15 protein-coding genes are annotated in these 18393 nt (G+C 61.6%); 8 read left to right on the top strand and 7 right to left on the bottom strand.

Annotated features, from left to right (window positions below):
• Positions 1-5 precede the first annotated feature (5 nt).
• The 4 genes from ilvA to ACJ8PL_RS24390 all read left to right on the top strand — a co-directional run bounded on the left by ilvA (position 6) and on the right by ACJ8PL_RS24390 (position 3959).
• Positions 6-1550 carry a threonine ammonia-lyase, biosynthetic gene (gene ilvA / locus ACJ8PL_RS24405; protein ID WP_016930473.1) on the top strand — a complete coding sequence of 515 codons (1545 nt, stop codon included), beginning with the start codon at positions 6-8 and terminating at the stop codon, positions 1548-1550.
• Between the two features lie 112 nt (positions 1551-1662).
• Complete coding sequence (locus tag ACJ8PL_RS24400) at positions 1663-2658, top strand: hypothetical protein (RefSeq protein WP_016930472.1); 996 nt, start codon at positions 1663-1665, stop codon at positions 2656-2658.
• Positions 2658-3236, top strand: a complete 579-nt coding sequence (locus tag ACJ8PL_RS24395; protein ID WP_016930471.1) for a hypothetical protein — start codon at positions 2658-2660, stop codon at positions 3234-3236. Before ACJ8PL_RS24400 ends, ACJ8PL_RS24395 begins: the two co-directional genes overlap by 1 nt.
• A 21-nt stretch (positions 3237-3257) precedes the next feature.
• The gene (locus tag ACJ8PL_RS24390) at positions 3258-3959 is read left to right on the top strand and encodes a DUF2461 domain-containing protein (protein WP_016930470.1); all 702 of its coding nucleotides are present in this window, start codon (positions 3258-3260) and stop codon (positions 3957-3959) included.
• 9 nt (positions 3960-3968) lie between these two features.
• Here ACJ8PL_RS24390 and ilvY read toward each other — a convergent pair whose 3' ends face one another.
• Positions 3969-4859 (bottom strand): HTH-type transcriptional activator IlvY, encoded by an 891-nt coding sequence (gene ilvY / locus ACJ8PL_RS24385; RefSeq protein WP_004929971.1) that lies wholly within the window; start codon positions 4857-4859, stop codon positions 3969-3971.
• Between the two features lie 168 nt (positions 4860-5027).
• On the opposite strand from ilvY, the gene ilvC reads away from it, so the two are divergent.
• Entirely contained in the window at positions 5028-6503 is a 1476-nt protein-coding gene (ilvC, locus tag ACJ8PL_RS24380; RefSeq protein WP_016930469.1) for a ketol-acid reductoisomerase, read from the top strand.
• 47 nt (positions 6504-6550) lie between these two features.
• Here ilvC and ACJ8PL_RS24375 read toward each other — a convergent pair whose 3' ends face one another.
• Positions 6551-7252, bottom strand: a complete 702-nt coding sequence (locus tag ACJ8PL_RS24375; RefSeq protein WP_261460443.1) for a LuxR family transcriptional regulator — start codon at positions 7250-7252, stop codon at positions 6551-6553.
• A 243-nt stretch (positions 7253-7495) separates the two neighbouring features.
• Positions 7496-8428 (bottom strand): sugar kinase, encoded by a 933-nt coding sequence (locus tag ACJ8PL_RS24370; RefSeq protein ID WP_442531440.1) that lies wholly within the window; start codon positions 8426-8428, stop codon positions 7496-7498.
• 238 nt (positions 8429-8666) lie between these two features.
• Here ACJ8PL_RS24370 and pdeH point away from each other — a divergent pair, with 238 nt between their 5' ends.
• Both pdeH and ACJ8PL_RS24360 read left to right on the top strand, forming a co-directional pair.
• Positions 8667-9458, top strand: a complete 792-nt coding sequence (pdeH, locus tag ACJ8PL_RS24365; protein ID WP_016930466.1) for a cyclic-guanylate-specific phosphodiesterase — start codon at positions 8667-8669, stop codon at positions 9456-9458.
• Between the two features lie 91 nt (positions 9459-9549).
• Entirely contained in the window at positions 9550-11589 is a 2040-nt protein-coding gene (locus ACJ8PL_RS24360; RefSeq protein WP_123867988.1) for an AsmA family protein, read from the top strand.
• Here the strand turns inward: ACJ8PL_RS24360 and ACJ8PL_RS24355 are convergent, their stop codons facing one another.
• From ACJ8PL_RS24355 to yhjD, 3 genes are all read right to left on the bottom strand, one after another.
• Positions 11590-12357 carry a CDP-diacylglycerol diphosphatase gene (locus ACJ8PL_RS24355; protein WP_116404213.1) on the bottom strand — a complete coding sequence of 256 codons (768 nt, stop codon included), beginning with the start codon at positions 12355-12357 and terminating at the stop codon, positions 11590-11592. It lies immediately after the preceding gene.
• Between the two features lie 101 nt (positions 12358-12458).
• The gene (locus ACJ8PL_RS24350) at positions 12459-13781 is read right to left on the bottom strand and encodes an MFS transporter (RefSeq protein WP_016930463.1); all 1323 of its coding nucleotides are present in this window, start codon (positions 13779-13781) and stop codon (positions 12459-12461) included.
• Positions 13782-14110: 329 nt separating this feature from the next.
• Positions 14111-15130 carry an inner membrane protein YhjD gene (gene yhjD / locus ACJ8PL_RS24345; protein ID WP_016930462.1) on the bottom strand — a complete coding sequence of 340 codons (1020 nt, stop codon included), beginning with the start codon at positions 15128-15130 and terminating at the stop codon, positions 14111-14113.
• Positions 15131-15471: 341 nt separating this feature from the next.
• Here yhjD and ACJ8PL_RS24340 point away from each other — a divergent pair, with 341 nt between their 5' ends.
• A complete protein-coding gene (locus tag ACJ8PL_RS24340) occupies positions 15472-16338 on the top strand; it encodes a crotonase/enoyl-CoA hydratase family protein (protein WP_016930461.1) in 867 nt (288 codons plus the stop codon).
• 16 nt (positions 16339-16354) lie between these two features.
• Here the strand turns inward: ACJ8PL_RS24340 and pdeR are convergent, their stop codons facing one another.
• Positions 16355-18349, bottom strand: a complete 1995-nt coding sequence (gene pdeR, locus ACJ8PL_RS24335; RefSeq protein WP_016930460.1) for a cyclic di-GMP phosphodiesterase — start codon at positions 18347-18349, stop codon at positions 16355-16357.
• Positions 18350-18393: the final 44 nt, after the last annotated feature.

Here is an 18393-nt window from a genome sequence, read left to right as displayed (position 1 = left end):
GCAGCATGGCGGTCTCTCAACCCCTACCCAGCGCCCCCTGCGGCGCGGAATATCTGCGAGCGGTACTGCGCTCGCCGGTTTACGAGGTGGCGCAGGTCACCCCGTTGCAGGCCATGAGCAAAATCTCTTCGCGCCTCGGCAACACCATTTTGGTGAAGCGCGAAGATCGCCAGCCGGTGCACAGCTTCAAGCTGCGCGGGGCCTATGCGATGATCGCCGGGCTGGACGAAGAGCAGAAGGCGCGCGGCGTCGTGACGGCTTCGGCCGGCAACCACGCGCAGGGCGTCGCCTTCTCCGGTAAACGGCTGGGCATCAAAACGCTGATCGTGATGCCGGTCTCCACCGCTGACATCAAGGTGGATGCGGTGCGCGGCTTCGGCGGTGAAGTGTTGCTGCACGGTGCCAATTTCGACGAGGCCAAAGCGAAGGCGATCGAGCTTTCCCAGCAGCAGGGCATGACCTTTGTGCCGCCGTTCGATCACCCGACGGTGATCGCCGGGCAGGGCACGCTGGCGATGGAGCTGCTGCAGCAAGACGCGCATCTGGATCGGGTTTTCGTGCCGGTCGGCGGCGGCGGCCTGGCCGCCGGGGTGGCGGTGCTGATCAAACAGCTGATGCCGCAGATCAAAGTGATCGGCGTCGAAGCGGAAGACTCCGCCTGCCTGCGCGCGGCGCTGGATGCCGGCCATCCGGTGGATCTGGCGCGCGTCGGGCTGTTCGCCGAAGGCGTGGCGGTGAAGCGCATCGGCGACGAAACCTTCCGCCTGTGCCGTGAGTATCTGGACGACGTGATCACCGTGGACAGCGACGCCATCTGCGCGGCGGTCAAAGATCTGTTCGAGGACGTGCGCGCCATCGCCGAACCTTCCGGCGCGCTGGCGCTGGCGGGGCTGAAAAAGTACGTCCAGCAGCACAACATTCAGGGCGAGCGTCTGGCGCACGTGCTGTCCGGCGCCAACCTCAACTTCCACGGGCTGCGCTACGTTTCCGAGCGCTGCGAACTGGGCGAACAACGCGAAGCGCTGCTGGCGGTGACCATTCCGGAACAACAGGGCAGCTTCCTCAAGTTCTGCCAACTGCTGGGCGGGCGCTCGGTGACCGAATTCAACTACCGCTACGCCGATGCCGACAACGCCTGCATTTTCGTCGGCGTGCGTCTGACGCGCGGCCACGCCGAACGACGGGAGATCATCGACGAACTCAACGCCGGCGGTTATCAGGTGGTGGATCTGTCGGACGATGAGATGGCCAAGCTGCACGTGCGCTACATGGTGGGCGGGCGTCCGTCGAAGCCGCTGCGCGAACGGCTGTACAGCTTTGAGTTTCCGGAGTCGCCGGGCGCACTGCTGAAGTTCCTGCAAACGCTGGGCACGCACTGGAACATCTCGTTGTTCCACTATCGCAGCCACGGCACCGACTTCGGCCGGGTGCTGGCGGCCTTTGAACTGGCGCAAAGCGAGCCGGAATTCGAGCGGCACCTGCAGGCGCTGGGCTACGATTGCCACGACGAAACCGACAACCCGGCGTTCCGCTTCTTTTTGCAGGGGTGAGCCGGATTGATAAGCAACCGTGACGCGTTAGTCAGTTTATAGGTTGCATGGTTGTGATTTTGTCGTGCATTTTTATACTGCCAAGACTTCTGACGTATAGGGATGCACGACAATGAAAACCGCTTTTTCTACGCCGTTCGGTTCTCCCGAAGACGATTTGACCAACGCCGAATTTGCCCGCTTGTTGGGCAATGCCGGGGTACAAGAGTTCTATCGCGATATTAATCTGCAAGCCTTGCAGGACTCGCTGGACTGCAGCCTCGCTTTTCATGGCGTGGGAATTATTTTTTCCGACGGGCAAAACTCATTTTTAGTCCGCCCGACGCAGCACACCGGTTATTCGAACGCTTCGCAGGTCACCCACGTGGTCATCAGCAAAACGGTGGCTCATACCTCGCGCGTTGCCGCGACCAATACGCTGTCGGAAGCGTTGAGCAAACCCAGCGTCAGCAAAGAGTTGGCCTCGGCCGCGCTGTCGTGCGGAACGCTGCTGGTATCGGTATTTTTACTGGCGTCGGGCAGCGTCGCCGTGCCGTTTACCGGCGGCACCAGCTCAGCGGTGGCTTATCTGGGCTATGCCGGCATGGCCGCCAGCGCGCTGCAGTGCGGCAATGGGCTATACCGCGTCAACAAGCTTTATGACGGAAAAGGCGATGAATTGGCTCAGCTCGACTCTGAGCAGTGGTATATCGCCACCAGCACCGTACTCGATGTGATCTCGCTGGCCAGCGCGGGGGCCGCCCTGAAGGAAGCGACGATGACCTACCGCGCCATGCGCCGCATTTCGGCGCGCAAGGCGACGGAATGGCTGAAAAGCATGCCCCGCAGCGAAAGGAAGCGGCTGACCGAAAACATCATTCGGGCGGAAAACCCGGGGATTTCCAATAACGTCTTGAAAGAGATGGTGAAGAACGGCTTATACCCGAAGCGCTATCCGACGGAAGCGATCCAAAACGGGCTGCGTCAGCAACTGCATTCGGCGCTCAATAACTCATTGACGTTCGTGGGCAGCGGCATCAGCGGCACCCTGTCTGCGCCGGTGAATGTGAAAACCACCGGGCAGTATTTTGTGGGCATTATGCAGAAATTGCCGCAGATGGTGAGGTAATGGCGGATTGGATGATTAAACGCCTGATCGTGCAGGGCCGGGAGATGGAAAGCCAAATCGCGGCGCGCGATCGTGCGCTTTTCGCCGGCGTGGATGCGCAGCTTGAGCAGCATTTCCTGACGCCGGGCCAGCGGCTGTCACCGCCGGGCGTCGGCAATGTCATGTTGCTGATGGTATGCCTGACGCTGGGGCTGGCGGGCGTGATGGGCCTGGCCACGGACGTGGCGGCCGCCTGGAGCGGCAAGACTTCTGCCGCCGTTCTAATGGGCAGCGGCGCGATCGTGGCGGTGTGGATGACGCTGATCCTGTTCCAACTGGTGCAGGGTAAAAACAGCGGGGTGGTATTGCTGCAATATTACCTTGGCATGCTCGGTCTGTGTTGCCTCGGCGCCGCGGCGGCGTGGGCGGCGGGCATGACCGGCATCGCCACCGGCGCCCTGCTGCTGGGGGGTGCGGTTGGCGGGGCGCTGTTCAGCAACCGGGCGGCGTTCTACCTGTATGTCGCTTATTTCCGCACGCGTCGGCGCGTGTTTATCAAACGCCGTTGGCAGAGGGAAGATCTGCGCAACACCCGATAAACCGTCAGAACGGAAAAACTTATGACGCAACCTTTCTCCGGCTTTAGCCAGCAGGGCCTGAATTTCCTGCAGCAGGTGCGGATCGAGAACGATAAGGCGTGGTTCGACGGCAACCGCGACATCTACGATCGCGAGCTGCTGGCGCCGTTTCGCGCGCTGGTGGAGCAGTTGGCTCCCGGCATGCTGGCGATCGATCCGCAGTTTGAGACTCGCCCGGCGATCGGCAAAACGCTGTCGCGCATTCATCGCGATACGCGGTTTTCTCACGACAAGTCGCGCTACCGCAGCCGCATGTGGCTGACGTTCAAGCGCCCGAGTAAAGACTGGAAAGATGCGCCGGTCTACTTTTTCGAACTGGGGCCGGACATGCTGCGCTATGGGCTCGGCTACTACAGCGCCAACAAGCCGACCATGGATCTGTTCCGCCATACGCTGAAACAACGGCCGCAGCCTTTCCTGGAGGTGGCCGCCTGCTGCCGGCCGCCGTTCGAGCTGGTGGGCGAAAGCTACAAGCGCCCGCTGGTGAAGGAGCAGGCGGCGGAGATCGCCACCTGGTACAACCGCAAGTCGTTTGCGGTGATGGTGACGGACAGCGAAGTGGAAAAGCTGTTCAACGCCGATCTGGCGCCGCTGCTGGCCGGGGCGTTTTTGCAGCTTGAGCCGCTCTACCACTGGCTGATGCAGGTAGAGGCGATGAAGCAGATCGATCCGGCAGACCTTTGAAACCCCGCGTCAGCGGGGATGCAGCAACCGCCAAAAGGCGTCGATCAACGGATCGCTGAGGCGCTTTTTCTGAACGCAGACCCCCAGTTCGAAGGGTTCGACCATCGAGATGTTATCCAGCTGCGAGATGCGGTTGCGCACCGGCTCCGGGCTGTTGTCCACCACCACGCTTGGGATCAGCGCGATGCCGCAGCCCAGGGCCACCATCGACACGATGGCCTCGTGGCCGCCGACGGTAGCGTAAATCAGCGGATTGCTGATGCGGTGGCGGCGGAACCACAGTTCGATACGTTTTCGCGAAGGGCCGTGCTCCGGCAAGATGAACGGGATCTCGGCCCAGTCGGGCTTGTCGGCGAACGCCTGGCTGCGCACCGCGCAGGGCAGCGCCGGCGCGATCAGCACCAGCGGAATTTCGCCGATTTTGGTGAACGCCACGCTGGCGGGCAGCGTTTCCGGCCGGCCGGCGATGCCGAGATCGGCCTCGTTGGATTGCACCTTGTCGACCGCGTCGGCGGCATCGCCGGTGGTCAGCTTGATCTCTACCAGCGGGTGCTGCGCACGGAAGCGATCGAGGATCGGCGGCAGGTGGCTGTACGCCGCGGTCACCGAGCAGAACAGCCGCAGTTCGCCGCTCAGCGAAGGGCCGTGCTGGCCGAGCGAGTGTTTCAGCTGCTGATACTGCAGCAACGTCTGTTGGGCGAATTCTTTCAGCTGTTCACCGGCGTCGGTGAGCTGCACGGTGCGGTTATCGCGCAGGAACAGCGGCTGCCCGAGGATCTCTTCCAGCCGCTGGATCTGGCGGGAGAGCGTCGACGGGCTGACGTGCATCGCCTTGGCGGTGCGCCCGAAGTGATGGCTTTCGGCCAGATGCAGGAACAGCTTTAAATCACGTAAATCCATATCGATACGCTCGCAGTGAGAGTGTTGCAAAAATTGCAATGTCACGTTCTCAATATATCAATTTAAGCAACGCATTTCCTGTTATACATTGAGTTTAACGAATCTCCGCACAGACAGGGCGGGGAATGAAAATAACAATGCAAGACAACATCAAACCGGAGTACCACCATGGCTAACTATTTCAACACATTGAACCTGCGTCAGCAGTTGGCGCAATTGGGTAAATGCCGCTTTATGGCGCGCGACGAATTTGCTGACGAAGCCGGCTACCTGAAAGGTAAAAAAGTGGTGATTGTCGGCTGTGGCGCCCAGGGGCTGAACCAGGGGCTGAACATGCGCGATTCCGGTCTGGATGTCGCCTATGCCCTGCGCAAAGAAGCGATTGACGAGAAGCGCGCTTCCTGGCGCAAGGCGACCGAAAACGGCTTTAAGGTCGGCACCTACGAAGATTTGATCCCGCAGGCGGATCTGGTGGTTAACCTGACCCCGGACAAGCAGCACTCTTCCGTGGTGCGTGCGGTGCAGCCGCTGATGAAAGACGGCGCGGCGCTGGGTTACTCCCACGGCTTCAACATCGTTGAAGTGGGCGAGCAGGTGCGCAAAGACCTCACCGTGGTGATGGTCGCGCCGAAGTGCCCGGGCACCGAAGTGCGCGAAGAGTACAAGCGCGGCTTCGGCGTGCCGACCCTGATTGCGGTTCACCCGGAAAACGATCCGAAAGGCGAAGGCATGGCGATCGCCAAGGCCTGGGCGGCGGCGACCGGTGGCCACCGCGCCGGCGTGCTGGAATCCTCCTTCGTCGCTGAAGTGAAATCTGACCTGATGGGCGAGCAGACCATTCTGTGCGGCATGCTGCAGGCGGGTTCTCTGCTGTGCTTCGACAAGCTGGTTGCTGAAGGCGCCGATCCGGCTTACGCCGAGAAACTGATTCAGTTCGGCTGGGAAACCATCACCGAAGCGCTGAAGCAGGGCGGCATCACGCTGATGATGGATCGCCTGTCCAACCCGGCCAAGCTGCGCGCCTATGCGCTGTCCGAACAGCTGAAAACCATCATGGCGCCGCTGTTCCAGAAGCACATGGACGACATCATCTCCGGCGCTTTCTCCAGCGGCATGATGGCCGACTGGGCGGAAGACGACGTGAAACTGCTGACCTGGCGCGAAGAGACCGGCAAAACCGCGTTCGAGAATGCGCCGCAGTTTGAAGGCAAAATCAGCGAGCAAGAGTACTTCGATCACGGCGTGCTGATGGTGGCGATGGTGAAAGCGGGCGTTGAGCTGGCGTTCGAAACCATGGTCGATGCCGGCATCATCGAAGAATCGGCTTACTACGAGTCGCTGCACGAGCTGCCGTTGATCGCCAACACCATTGCGCGTAAGCGTCTGTATGAAATGAACGTGGTCATCTCCGATACCGCGGAGTACGGCAACTACCTGTTCGCCAACGCGGCGGTGCCGTTGCTGAAGGACTTCATGACCACCCTGCAGGCGGGCGATTTGGGCAAAGCCGTGGCGGGTACGGCGGTGGACAACGCGCAGCTGCGCGACGTGAACGAAGCGGTGCGCAGCCATCCAATCGAAACCGTCGGCCGCAAACTGCGCGGCTACATGACCGACATGAAACGTATCGCCGTTGCGGGCTGATTTTCCGCAAGATAAAAAACAAAAAGCCGGCTGCAATGCCGGCTTTTTTATGCCTGAGGCGGCGCGATCAGTTGCCGTTCAAGGCCGCGCCGGATCGCGTGTTTGGCGTTGGCGACCCCCAGCTTCCGCACCGCATTGCCGATGTGAAACTTCACCGTGCCGGTTTTGATCCCCAGGATCAGCGCGATCTCATTATAGGTTTTGCCCTGGCTGGCCCAATAGAGAATTTCCCCTTCGCGCGGCGAGAGCCGATCCTTTCGGCTCGCCTCGGCGCTGGCCAACGCAAGCGCGTGCTGGTGGGTATCGACCAAGACCATCTGCAGGCTGGCCTTTTCTTCCTCCATTAGCTGCCGCAGTTCGGCGTCATCGGCCGCCGTCGCGCTGATCGACAAGATCGCCAGATTGTTGTCGTGATCGTGCAAAACAAAGCTGCAACCGTGCACGATGTCGTACTCCCGCGCCTGGCTGAAGATCTTCCGGTAATGCCGATCCTCGGTGGTGAGGGCGGTGTCGTGCCACATAAAGGGCGCACAGCGGTTATGGGCGGCGCGCACGACGGGATCGATGTGCTGATAGCGATTGGCACTGTAGATGTCCAGCCATTCTTGCGGATAGCTCGATACCAGCAGATGGCGGTCGGGATGGTGTTTATTGAAGGTCAAGTAAGCGTATTTGAATTGGCTGAAGGCCTGTAGCCGGCCATCAAGATGCAGTCTTGCGGCGACGGCGTTGGCGAATGTGACGGCCATCGGTAACCTCCCTGTCGTTCGGCGGCTCAGCCCGACCTGCACCAAAGTCCAGCTAGTCAGTGCGGCGGATTGAAATTTATACTCGGCTAATAAATTCAAAAAGACGGCAATGCCAAGACCCGAGCTTAGCAGCTCTGGGCGGAAATAAGCCAACGCCAGGGAAATTCTTTCAATCATCCTCCGATCAATGCTTCTGGGATCCATTGCGTGGGCGGCGGGGCGACTTCGCTGCCGCCTTATTGATTATGCGGGCATCGCCGCTGCGGGAATGATGGCGCCGCGATGTTGGATCACCGTCGCAGCAAGCTGGTGGCCGCGCTGCGCCGCCTGCCGGGCGCCGCCGCCGTTCAGGCGCACCGCCAGGTAGCCGGCGCTGAAAGAGTCGCCCGCCGCAGTGGTATCCACCACGCGCTCCGGCGGCAGTGCGATCGCCGGCACCTCAAGCCGCTCCCCCTCCACATTGAACACCAGACAGGCATCCGCGCCGCGTTTGATAACGATCTCGCCGACGCCGAGCGCCTGCGTGCGCGTCACTATCTGTTCAACCGGCTGCGCTCCCCACAGCAATTCTTCGTCATCCAGCGTCAAAAAGGCGATGTCGGTGCAGGACAGCACCTCGCGGTAGGCCTGCTGCGTTTCCTTACGGCTTGGCCACAGACGCGGGCGGTAGTTGTTGTCGAAGATCACCTGGCCGCCGTTGGCGCGACAGCGGCGCAGCAACGTCAGCAGCTTCGTGCGGTCGGCAGGCGCGAGGATCGCCAGGCTAATGCCGCTGAGGTACAGGTAATCGAACTGCGCCAGCCGCGCGCACAGTGCGTCGGCCTGCGGTCCAGCAAGCCAATAGCGGGCGGCGGCGTCATTGCGCCAATAGTAGAAAGTGCGTTCGCCGGCGGCGTCGGTTTCGATCACGTACAGGCCCGGCAGCTTGTTGTCGAACTGCTGAATCAACCCGGTCTCGATCTTCTCCTGCCGCCAGGCCTGCAGCATCTCGCCGCTGAAGCTGTCGGTGCCGAGCGCGGTGACGTAATGCACCTGCAACGTCTGTTTCGGCATTTGGCGGGCGAGGTAGACGGCGGTGTTGAGGGTATCGCCGCCAAAGCCGCGCGTCAGCTGTGCGCCCTGCTGTGACAGCTCGATCATGCATTCGCCGATCACGGCGAGGTTTCGGATAGTCATCGTCAATAAGCCCTGGCTAAAGAAGAAGCAACAGCCACCAGTCTCCACGCAAGGCGGTAAGGGAGTCAATAAATTAAAACGGTGTTTTAATTTTTTATGATCGCGATCGGCCAACGCCGACAGGGTGAAGAGGAAAGCGTGCGGCAATTCGTGCTTAAAGTTTTACGTGGCGTGGCCGATAAGTTGGGTAAAGAAACAGCGGCAGCGCTCTCACTTCCCCGCCACGGCGATAGTACCGATGATAACCAATCTGATCTCGGGTCTGCTGGCGCCCTGTTTTGCCCTCTATGCCTGCGCCAAATCGCGGCGCTACTGGCGGCAATGCCGGCGCTTGTATACCTTCCAGCCGATTTATCGCACCAGCGGCGCGCTGTTGGCGGTGGAACTGCTGACGGCGGTGCATCACCCGAATGAGCCGGACAAGCGGCAATCCCCGGAACAGTATTTTGCCTCGCTCGGCGTCGCCCAGCGTTTGCGGGTGGTTCAGGAACAGCTGGCGCTGTTGCAGCGCTGGCAGGCGTTGTTCATCCGCCACGCGGTGATGGTATCGGTCAATATCGACGGCATCGCGCTGCAAGCATTGCAGCGTCATCGCGCGTTGCAACGGCAGATCGCCGAGATGCCCTATCTGCGCTTCGAGCTGGTGGAGCACGCCGCAACGGCATCAAACCGCCCGCTGCAGCAGATTGTCGGCGGCGAGCGGCTGTGGCTGGACGATTTCGGCAGCGGGCTGGCCAACTTCTCCGCCGTCGGTGCCTGGCGGTATCAATACATCAAGGTGGCGCGCGAATTGTTCACCTTGCTCAAACAGTCGGAAGAGGGGGTGCAGCTGCTCGGCACCCTGATCAAGATGATGAACCAGCACAGCGACGGGGTGATCGTCGAGGGGGTGGAAACCGAGCAGGAGTGGCGCCTGGTGCAGCGCTCCGGCGCGTTGGCCGCACAGGGCTACTACCTTTCCCGTCCGGCGTGCTTTGAAACGCTGCACAGCGTGCCGACGTTGTTTGCCGCGCCCGGCGCGCCGGCGTGAACTCCGGCCTATCCTCAGCTAGGCTTAAACGGGGCTGCTAATTCCTTTTCCTTTTATTCGGCAGCCTGGCTTATGCGCTGAGGGAGCCGCTATGACAAGAACAGGAAAGGTTTTCAGCTGGCTGGGCGGCATTGTGCTGCTGGCGATCGCCGCACTGGCGATCTTCATCGCTACCTTCGACTGGAATCGACTCAAGCCCACCATCAACGACAAAGTGTCGGCCGAACTGCGGCGGCCGTTCGCCATCCGCGGCGATCTGGGCGTCGACTGGTCACGTAATCCGGATGAGGGCGGCTGGCGCGCCTGGGTGCCCTGGCCGCATATTCATGCCGAAGACGTGTGGCTGGGTAATCCGAAAAACATGCCCGGCGACAGCATGGTGACGCTGCAGCGCATCGACGCCAGCATCGCACCGCTGGCGCTGCTGGGTAAAGAGCTGCTGATCCCGCGCATCTGGCTGAAGCGGCCGAATGCGTCGTTGCAACGCCTGGCCAACGGCGACAACAACTGGACGTTTGACCTGGCCGGCGGCCAGGATCCCAAGCAGCCGCCTTCCGACTGGTCGTTCACCGTTCACGATATCGTGTTCGACAAGGGACAGATCGCCTTTAAAGACGCCACGCTAAAGGCGGATTTCCGCGCCGTTATCGATCCGCTCGGCAAACCGCTGCCGTTCAGTGAAGTGACCGGCAAACAGAGCGGCGGCAAGAGCGCTACACCCGATTATGTTTTCGGCTGGCAGGTGAAAGGCAAATATAACGGCGAACCGCTGAGCGGCAGCGGCAAGATCGGCGGCATGCTGTCGCTGCAGAGCGCCGATCTGCCGTTCCCGCTGCAGGCCGACGTGCGTTCCGGCAGCACCCGGGTGGCGGTGGCGGGCACCTTGTCCGATCCGCTGAATCTCGGCGGCCTGGACGTGCAGCTGAAATTTTCCGGCGACAGCCTGGGCAACCTCTATGGCCTGACCGGCGTGCTGTTGCCGAACACGCCGCCGTATGCGACCGATGGCCATCTGATGGCTCGTCTGCATCAGCCGGGCGGCGCCGTGTTCGAGTATCAGAAATTTGACGGCAAAATCGGCGACAGCGACATTCACGGCAGCTTGAAGTACGTCGCCGGTAAACCGCGGCCCACGCTGAGCGGCGCGGTGAGCTCCCGGCAGCTGAGGTTGGCGGATCTGGCGCCGCTGATCGGCGCGGACTCCAACGCCGCCAAAGCCGGGCGAGGCGAGAAGAGCCGCCAGCCGGCGGATAAGGTGCTGCCGGTCGAACAGTTCGATACGCAAAGCTGGCGCAAGATGGATGCGGACGTGAAGTTTGCCGCCGCGCGCATTGAACGCGGCAGCGATTTGCCGCTGAGCGATCTGGCCACGCACCTGAAACTGAACAATGGCGAACTGCGCCTGGATCCGCTGCGCTTCGGGATGGCGGGCGGCAGCCTGAGCGCCGTCGTGCGCCTCGACGGCGGCAAAAAGCCGATGCGCGGTCAGGTAGATATGCACGCGCGCAAACTCCAGCTCAAACAGCTGTTGCCGAACGTGGCGGCGATGAAGCGCAGCCTCGGGCAGATGAACGGCGACGCCAGACTGACGGGCAGCGGCAATTCGGTGGCCGAACTGCTGGCGACCAGCAACGGCGACCTGCGCCTGTTGATCAATAACGGGGTGATCAGCCGTAGCCTGATGGAGATCCTCGGTCTGAACGTCGGCAACTATCTGGTGGCGCAGCTGTTCGGTGACGACGTGGTGGGCATCAACTGCGCGGCGGCGGACGTCGGCATCCGCAGCGGCGTCGCCGCGCCGCGGCTGTTCGTGTTCGACACCGAGAACGCGGTGATCAACATCACCGGCAACACCAACCTCGCCACCGAACGGCTGGATTTGTCCATCGATCCGGAAAGCAAGGGGATGCGCGTGCTGACCCTGCGCTCGCCGCTGTACGTGAAAGGGACCTTCAAGCATCCCGACGCCGGGGTCAAAGCCGGGCCGCTGATCGCGCGCGGCGCGGCGGCGGTGGCGTTGGGGGCGGTGCTGACACCGGCGGCGGCGCTGCTGGCGCTGGTCTCGCCCAGTGAGGGCGGCGAGGAGAACCCGTGCGGGCAGATCCTGCGGGAGATGAAAGGCAAAAAATAATCAGGTGCGCGGCGGCGGCGTGAGCAGCCGGCAGTCGTGATCCTGGATCTCTTCCGCCGAGGCCAGGGTAAACGGCAGCAGGCTGCGTTCGGTCGCCAGCAGCAGGAAATCGCCGTCCGGCAGCGCGGTCATCGCCAGGCCGAAGCTGCCCATGCGCCCGTCGGCGCGCGGCAGGCCGGAGGCCAGCAGGCGGAAGGCGCCCTGTTGTTCCAGTTCGGCGGGGGTCACCCGCCGCCCCAGATAGTCATGCCCCAACAGGCCGCCGGGCAGCGGTTGCCATTGCTCGATGAAATCGGGGCCAATCTGCGCCAGCCGCTGTTTTATCGCCGGCGACAGGCAGGAGATATGAATGTGCAGCTGGTTTTGCGTGCGGCCATATTCCGAGTTGATCGCCAGTGAAATATCGCTGTCGTCGATGGGTTTGCCATAACGCTCCGCCATCACGTGGCGCGCGCGCCAAGCCTGGGCGAAGAAATTCGGCGTGGCGGCATCCAGCAGCGCCGGGCTTTCGATACCGGTGATTTTGGCGCTGGGCATCAGCAGGTATTGCAACGGCCCGTTGCGATCTTTAAACACCACGAAACCGGCCGGCACATCCACCTGCGCGCAGGGCGCCGGGTTGTCATGCGCTTGCTGATTGGGCAGACATTGCTGGCTGACGATGCGCCATAGCGCATCGGGATGGTCAGGCTTCAACCCGTAATAGAGCGCGATGGCGAGAGCCGCCAGCAGCGCCACGCAGACAAATACCCCACGACGCAAAGACATCGGCCGATCCTGTTACCGAGAGAAACATTCAGCATAGCCCGGTTTTATGACAGGAAACGAACAACGCGTGCGGCCCCCCGCAGTGAGGGGGCCGCAGAGGATCACAGCGACTGGTGGCGGGTTTCTTTCATCAGCAGCAGCGCCAGCAGCGTCAGCCCGGCCATCGCCGCCAGGTACATGCCGACGTAGAACAGCCCGTAGTGGGCCGCCAGCCAGGTGGCGATATAAGGCGCCACGGACGCGCCGAGGATCGACGCGACGTTGTAGGAGAATGACGCGCCGGTATAGCGCACTTCGGTAGGGAACAGCTCCGGCAGCAGCGCACCCATCGGGCCAAAGGTCAGCCCCATGATGCTCAGGCCGCACAGCAGGAAGCCCATCACCAGCGCCTGGTTGCCGGAACCCAGCAGGGTCGGGAACAGGAACGCGAAGCCGATCATCAGCAGGGTAATGGCGATCATGGTCTTGCGGCGGCCGAACGCGTCCGCCAGCAGACCGGCGATCGGCACCATCACGCCGAAACCAATCACCGCCACCATCAGCATCCACAGGAAGCTGTTGCGGGAGTAACCGAGGCCCAACGGCTGCGGCGCGGTGCCGTAGGTCATCGAATACACCGTCATCAGATAAAACAGCGTGTAGGTCGCCAGCATGATGAAGGTGCCGAGGATGGTGGCTTTCAGATGTTTGCTCAGCAGCGTGCCGAGCGGCACTTTCACCTGTTTGCCGGCCTTGGCCGCTTTGGCGAACACCGGCGTTTCATGCAGCGATACCCGCACATACAGGCCAATCAGCACCAGCGCCGCGGAGAGGATGAACGGCACGCGCCAGCCCCATTCCATAAATTGCTGGTCGCTCAGCAGCCATGAGAGCAGCAGGAAGGTGCCGTTGGCGAAGAAGAAACCGATAGGCGCCCCCAACTGGGGGAAAGAACCGTACAGCGCGCGCTTTTTGGCCGGCGCGTTCTCCGTCGCCAGCAGGGCTGCGCCGCCCCATTCGCCGCCCAGCCCCAGGCCCTGGCCAAAGCGCGCCAGCGCCAGCAGGATAGGGGCGAAGATGCCGATGGTTTCATAGCTCGGCAGCAGGCCGATCAGCACGGTGGAAATCCCCATGGTCAGCAGCGAGGCGACCAGCGTGACCTTGCGCCCGACGCGATCGCCGAAGTGGCCGAACAGCGCAGAGCCGATAGGGCGCGCGACAAAGGCGACGGCGAAGGTGGCCAGCGACTGCAGCGTCGCGGTGGTCGGGTCGCCCTGCGGGAAGAAGATGTGTGGGAACACGATCACCGCGGCGGTGGCGTAGATGTAGAAGTCGAAGAACTCGATGGCGGTGCCGACCAGCGAGGCGACGATGACTTTCCCGCGGGAATTCACCGGTGTAGACGCGTCGTCGGCGTCGAGTGGGGGTGCGATGGTGGCTTGCATATCTATTTCTTATTGTTGGAGGGGGTAAAAATCCATCTTAGTGACAGCATTCCGCCTTTTCAACGCTGTAACTTTGGGCAACGCCGCCGCTAACCGGTTAAAAAGACTAATGTTTTACCGGGCTTCTTTTCTGTAGCGTTAAACGTTGAGAAATGGGTTTCATACAGAGGGAATGGCTGTAAAAACGGGAAAGAAAAGTGAATGGGTAGTTTGTTATGCTGGTTTTCCGAATGTCATGCCGCATGATTTAGAGGGATTGACTGGGTTTTTGCTTATTAACCAGAGGAAAGTGCCGGCGTGTGCGATAACACCGGCACGATTGCATGGCTTCAGGGGGCCGGCGGCTCGCGTTCCGGCAAGGCTTTGTCGCCTTGGTAGTCGGCGGTAGCGATCCAGGCGGCACAAAACAGCGTCAAACGGGCGAAGAAGTAGAAGAACGCCATCAGCCCGATCACCGAGCCGAAGGCCGCGCCGGAAGGCGACTTCGCCACCTGCGGCAGCGTCATCGTCATCACGAACTTGATCACCTCAAAGCCGATAGCCGCGAGCAAGGTACCGCGCAGCAGCGCTTTTTTCTTCGGTTTGTGGCGCGGCAGCATCCAGAAAATCCACAGGAACAGCAGATAGTTGGCGAAGATCGAGATCGACAGCGCGATCAGCGTCAGCGCCGGCCGCAGCCATTCGATGCCATCCAGCCCCAACGCGTTGACGATCGCCGCCTGCGCCGACCCGGCGACCGAGGTCAGCGACAGCGTAATAATGAGCGCGACCACCAGGCCGGTCAGCGAGATGAAGTCGCGGGTGTACTTGAAATAGATTTTCTCCTGATCCTGCGGATTGCGCTCCCAGACATCGCGTGACTGCGCGCGGATCGCCTCGCGCAGGTTGCCCATCCAACTGATGCCCGAATAGAGCGCCAGCGCCAGACCGGTCAATCCCACGGTGGTGCGCTGCTGAATGGCGGTGTTGACGGTATTCTTCAGCGTGCTGGCCAACGTCGGATCGCTGATGCTGCCGACGATCCGGTTGATCAAGCGGGCCAGCAGATCCGGGTTGGAAGCCAGCACGAAACCGGCGGCGGCGAACGACACCATCAGGATCGGGATCAGCGAGAGGAATGAAAAGTAGGTGATGGCGGCGCCAAACTGGCTGCCCAGCCGATCGTTAAAGCGTTCGGCGGCGCGCAGCAGGTGCGCCACGCTCGGCCAGGCTTTGATGCGTTCAATCAGACGTGAAAAACCGCTGATGCGGCGGTCGAGCGTCTCATGGCCGGTCTTGATGGCGATAAGCGGCTTCGGCGGCGTGTCTTGTGTGGGCTGGCGGCGTTCCTGGTCTGGTCCTGTAGGCATTACTTCACGATTTCCTTAACGTTAAACGGCATGTATCAGCGTTGATTATAGCCAAAGCCCTGCGGCGTTTTGAGCGCCGGGGCGGCAAACGGTCAATTTGCGAGCTTAACGCGTTAGCGCCCGGCATGAAATGCCGGGGATGGCGCGATAGGTAAAATTCCTATGAAAACCCCGTGGCGCCTCGGTTTTTTTCACTTCTCTACCTCCAATTTTTATCTGTTTCGTCGACGAGAAAGCGTTTACTCATGATGTGGCGTCGCGCTTTGCCGCTCGCCGCTCCGCTGCAGCCGTAGGGGCTGGAACGGTCTCATCCGTCATCAACAGAAAAACTGGAAGGTCTTATGAAATTGCTTAATCACCCCACCTGTCGTCCGTTTACCGAAGCGGGCAATCTGTCGCAGATCTCCGCCTACTATGAAGAGGGGCGGCACATCATGTGGATGCTGCTGCGCGCCGCGCCGCGCCCCTGCTTCAACCAGGCGTTGATTGAAGACATCATGACGCTGGCGCAGGCGGCGAAGGAGTCTTCGCTGCGGTTCGACTTCTGGGTCACCGGCTCGCTGGTGCCGAACATGTTCAACGTCGGCGGCGATCTGCAGTTCTTCGCCGAAGCGATCAAAAACCGCAAGCGCGAGGCGATGATGGCCTACGCGCGCGCCTGCATCGACTGCGTGCATGCGGCGGCACGCGGTTTCGACACCGGCGCGATCAGCATTGCGATGGTTGAAGGCAGTGCGCTGGGCGGCGGTTTTGAAGCGGCGCTGGCGCACCATTTCGTATTGGCGCAAAACAATGCGCGCATGGGGTTCCCGGAGATTGCGTTCAACCTGTTTCCCGGTATGGGCGGTTACTCGCTGGTGGCGCGCAAGGCGGGCATGCGCTTGGCCGAGGAGCTGATTTGGGGCGGCGAGTCGCACACCGCAGAGTGGTTCGAGAGCCGCGGGCTGGTAGACCAGCTGTTCCAGCCCGGCGACGCCTACCTGGCGACGCGCACCTTCATCGATACCATCCGGCCGAAGCTCAACGGCATGCGCGCCATGCTGCGGGCGCGTCAGCGCGTGTTGCAGCTGACGCGTTCCGAGCTGATGGACATTACCGAAGATTGGGTGCACTCGGCCTTTACCATTGAGGAAAAAGACCGTGCCTACATCGAGCGGCTGGTGATGTTACAGGATCGCCATACCCTGAACCTGCGTCGTGCCGGCTAACGTTAACGCGCCCGCCTCATGCGGAGGGTGAGCGCGGGCGATAGGACTGCAGCCAATGCTCCAGCTGTTCCGGGAGCATTGGCCGCGCGAACAGAAAGCCCTGTTTTTCGTCCACGCCGACCTCGTCGAGGAAGTGGTTTTCGCTCTCGGTCTCCACCCCTTCGGCGATCACGCGGAAGGCCAACGCCTCCGCCGCCGCGACGATCGCGCGTACCAGCGATTGCGATACCGGATTGAAATTCACCCCGCGCACGAAGCTTTTATCCAGCTTGATGGCGTCCAGAGGAATGCGTGCCAGCTGCGCCAGCGACGAATAGCCGGTGCCAAAGTCGTCGAGATGCACCTGCGCGCCCAGTTCGCGCAGCCGGGTGATCAGCGCGCGCGCGCGGTTCTCGTCTTCAATCAGGCTGCTTTCGGTCAACTCGAAGTCCAGCAGACAGGGGGCCATGCGGTGACGGTGCAGCACCCCGAGCAGGTCGTTGACGATGCCGTCGTCGGCCAGCTGACGGGCAGAGAGGTTGACCGCCACCCGCAGATTCAATCCCTGCTCTTGCCATTGCGCCGCCTGCCCGGCGGCGGTTTGCAGCACCCATTGGCCCAACGGGCCGATCAGGCCGGACTCCTCGGCATAGGAGATGAACTGCAGCGGCGGGATCAGGCCGCGCTCCGGCGAATCCCAGCGCACCAGCGCTTCCACGCTGTGCACTTCGCCGCTGTGCGCGTCGATTTTAGGCTGGTAATACAGCACCAGCTGATTTTGTTCCAACCCTTTGCGCAGATTGGTGTCCAGCCACATGTATTCGGCGACGCGTTTGTTCATCTCCGGCGAGAAGACGGTATAGGTGCGTTTTCCGTGCTCCTTGGCGACGTACATGGCGGTATCGGCGCTGCGGATCAGGCTGTCGAGATCGTTGCCGTGCTCCGGGCACAGCGCGATGCCGATCGAACAGCCGGTATACACCTCAATCAGACCGATGCGAAAAGGGGTCTTCAGCCTGTCGATAATGCGCTGCGCCAGCGTTTGCAGGCGCTCGCGATCGCTTTGCGGCGCCAGCACCAAGAATTCGTCGCCGCCGAGGCGGGCGAGCACTTGATCCGGGCTCAGGCAGCCGAGGATCGCCAGCGCGACCTCGACCAGCAGCCGATCGCCGAACATATGGCCGTAGGCGTCGTTGACCTTTTTGAAGTTGTCGAGATCGAGGTACACCAGGCCGAAACTCTCTTCGCCGCGCGTGGCGATGGCGTGATTGATCTTGTCCTGGATGGCGTTGCGGTTCGGCAGGCCGGTGATGAGATCGGTGTTGGCCAGCACCCGTAGCCGCTCTTGCGCGCGGCGTTCTTCGGTGATGTCGGTACCGGAACAGATCAGAAAGACTTCGTTTTTGCCGCTGCCGCTGTGCACGAATTTGTTGCGGAACAGGAACAGCCGTTCGCCCTTGACCGTCTTCACCCAGCGTTCCACCTCATAGGACGAACCGTTGCGGAAGAAGCCGGCGATGTTGCGCCGCGAAGCGGCGGCTTCTTCCGGGCTCATAAACAGCTGGAAAACGTTTTTGCCGATCACCTCGTGTTCGTGCAGTCCGGTGTACTCCTCGCTCAGTCGGTTGAAGCGCTGGATGCGGCCGTGCTGATCGACGATCACGATCACCGAGTTGGCTTCGGACACCACCTGCTCGGCGAAGGAGAGGCCGTGCACCAGGTCGCGCGCCACCGATTGGGTGTCGCTGAAGGCGGAAGCGGTGCCCGCCCATTCGAGGTTGTTGACGCGGCGCCCGACCAGATGCAGATGCAGCGGTTCACCGGCCAGCGTAATGGTCAGATCAAGGCTGGCGGTCACGCCGGTCAGACGGCGGATTTTCGCCGCTTCCATGGCGCTGAGCGCCACCGCGATATGAGCTTTGCCCTTAACGGCGGACAGCTCCAGGGCATTGCTGTCAAACGCCAGCCGCCAGTGGGGGCTTTGGGTGCCGAAGTGAGCGCTAAGAAGCTCTGGGCCTTGGTCTGCGGGCATGACGATTCCTCAAAAGAGCACGGGCGGGCGGGCGGCACAGCTCC

The organism is Serratia sp. CY83965 (assembly GCF_052166375.1).
Lineage (GTDB): Bacteria > Pseudomonadota > Gammaproteobacteria > Enterobacterales > Enterobacteriaceae > Serratia > Serratia marcescens.
The sequence above is the reverse complement of the archived record's forward strand: the minus strand, read 5'-3'. Positions and strand labels throughout refer to the sequence as shown.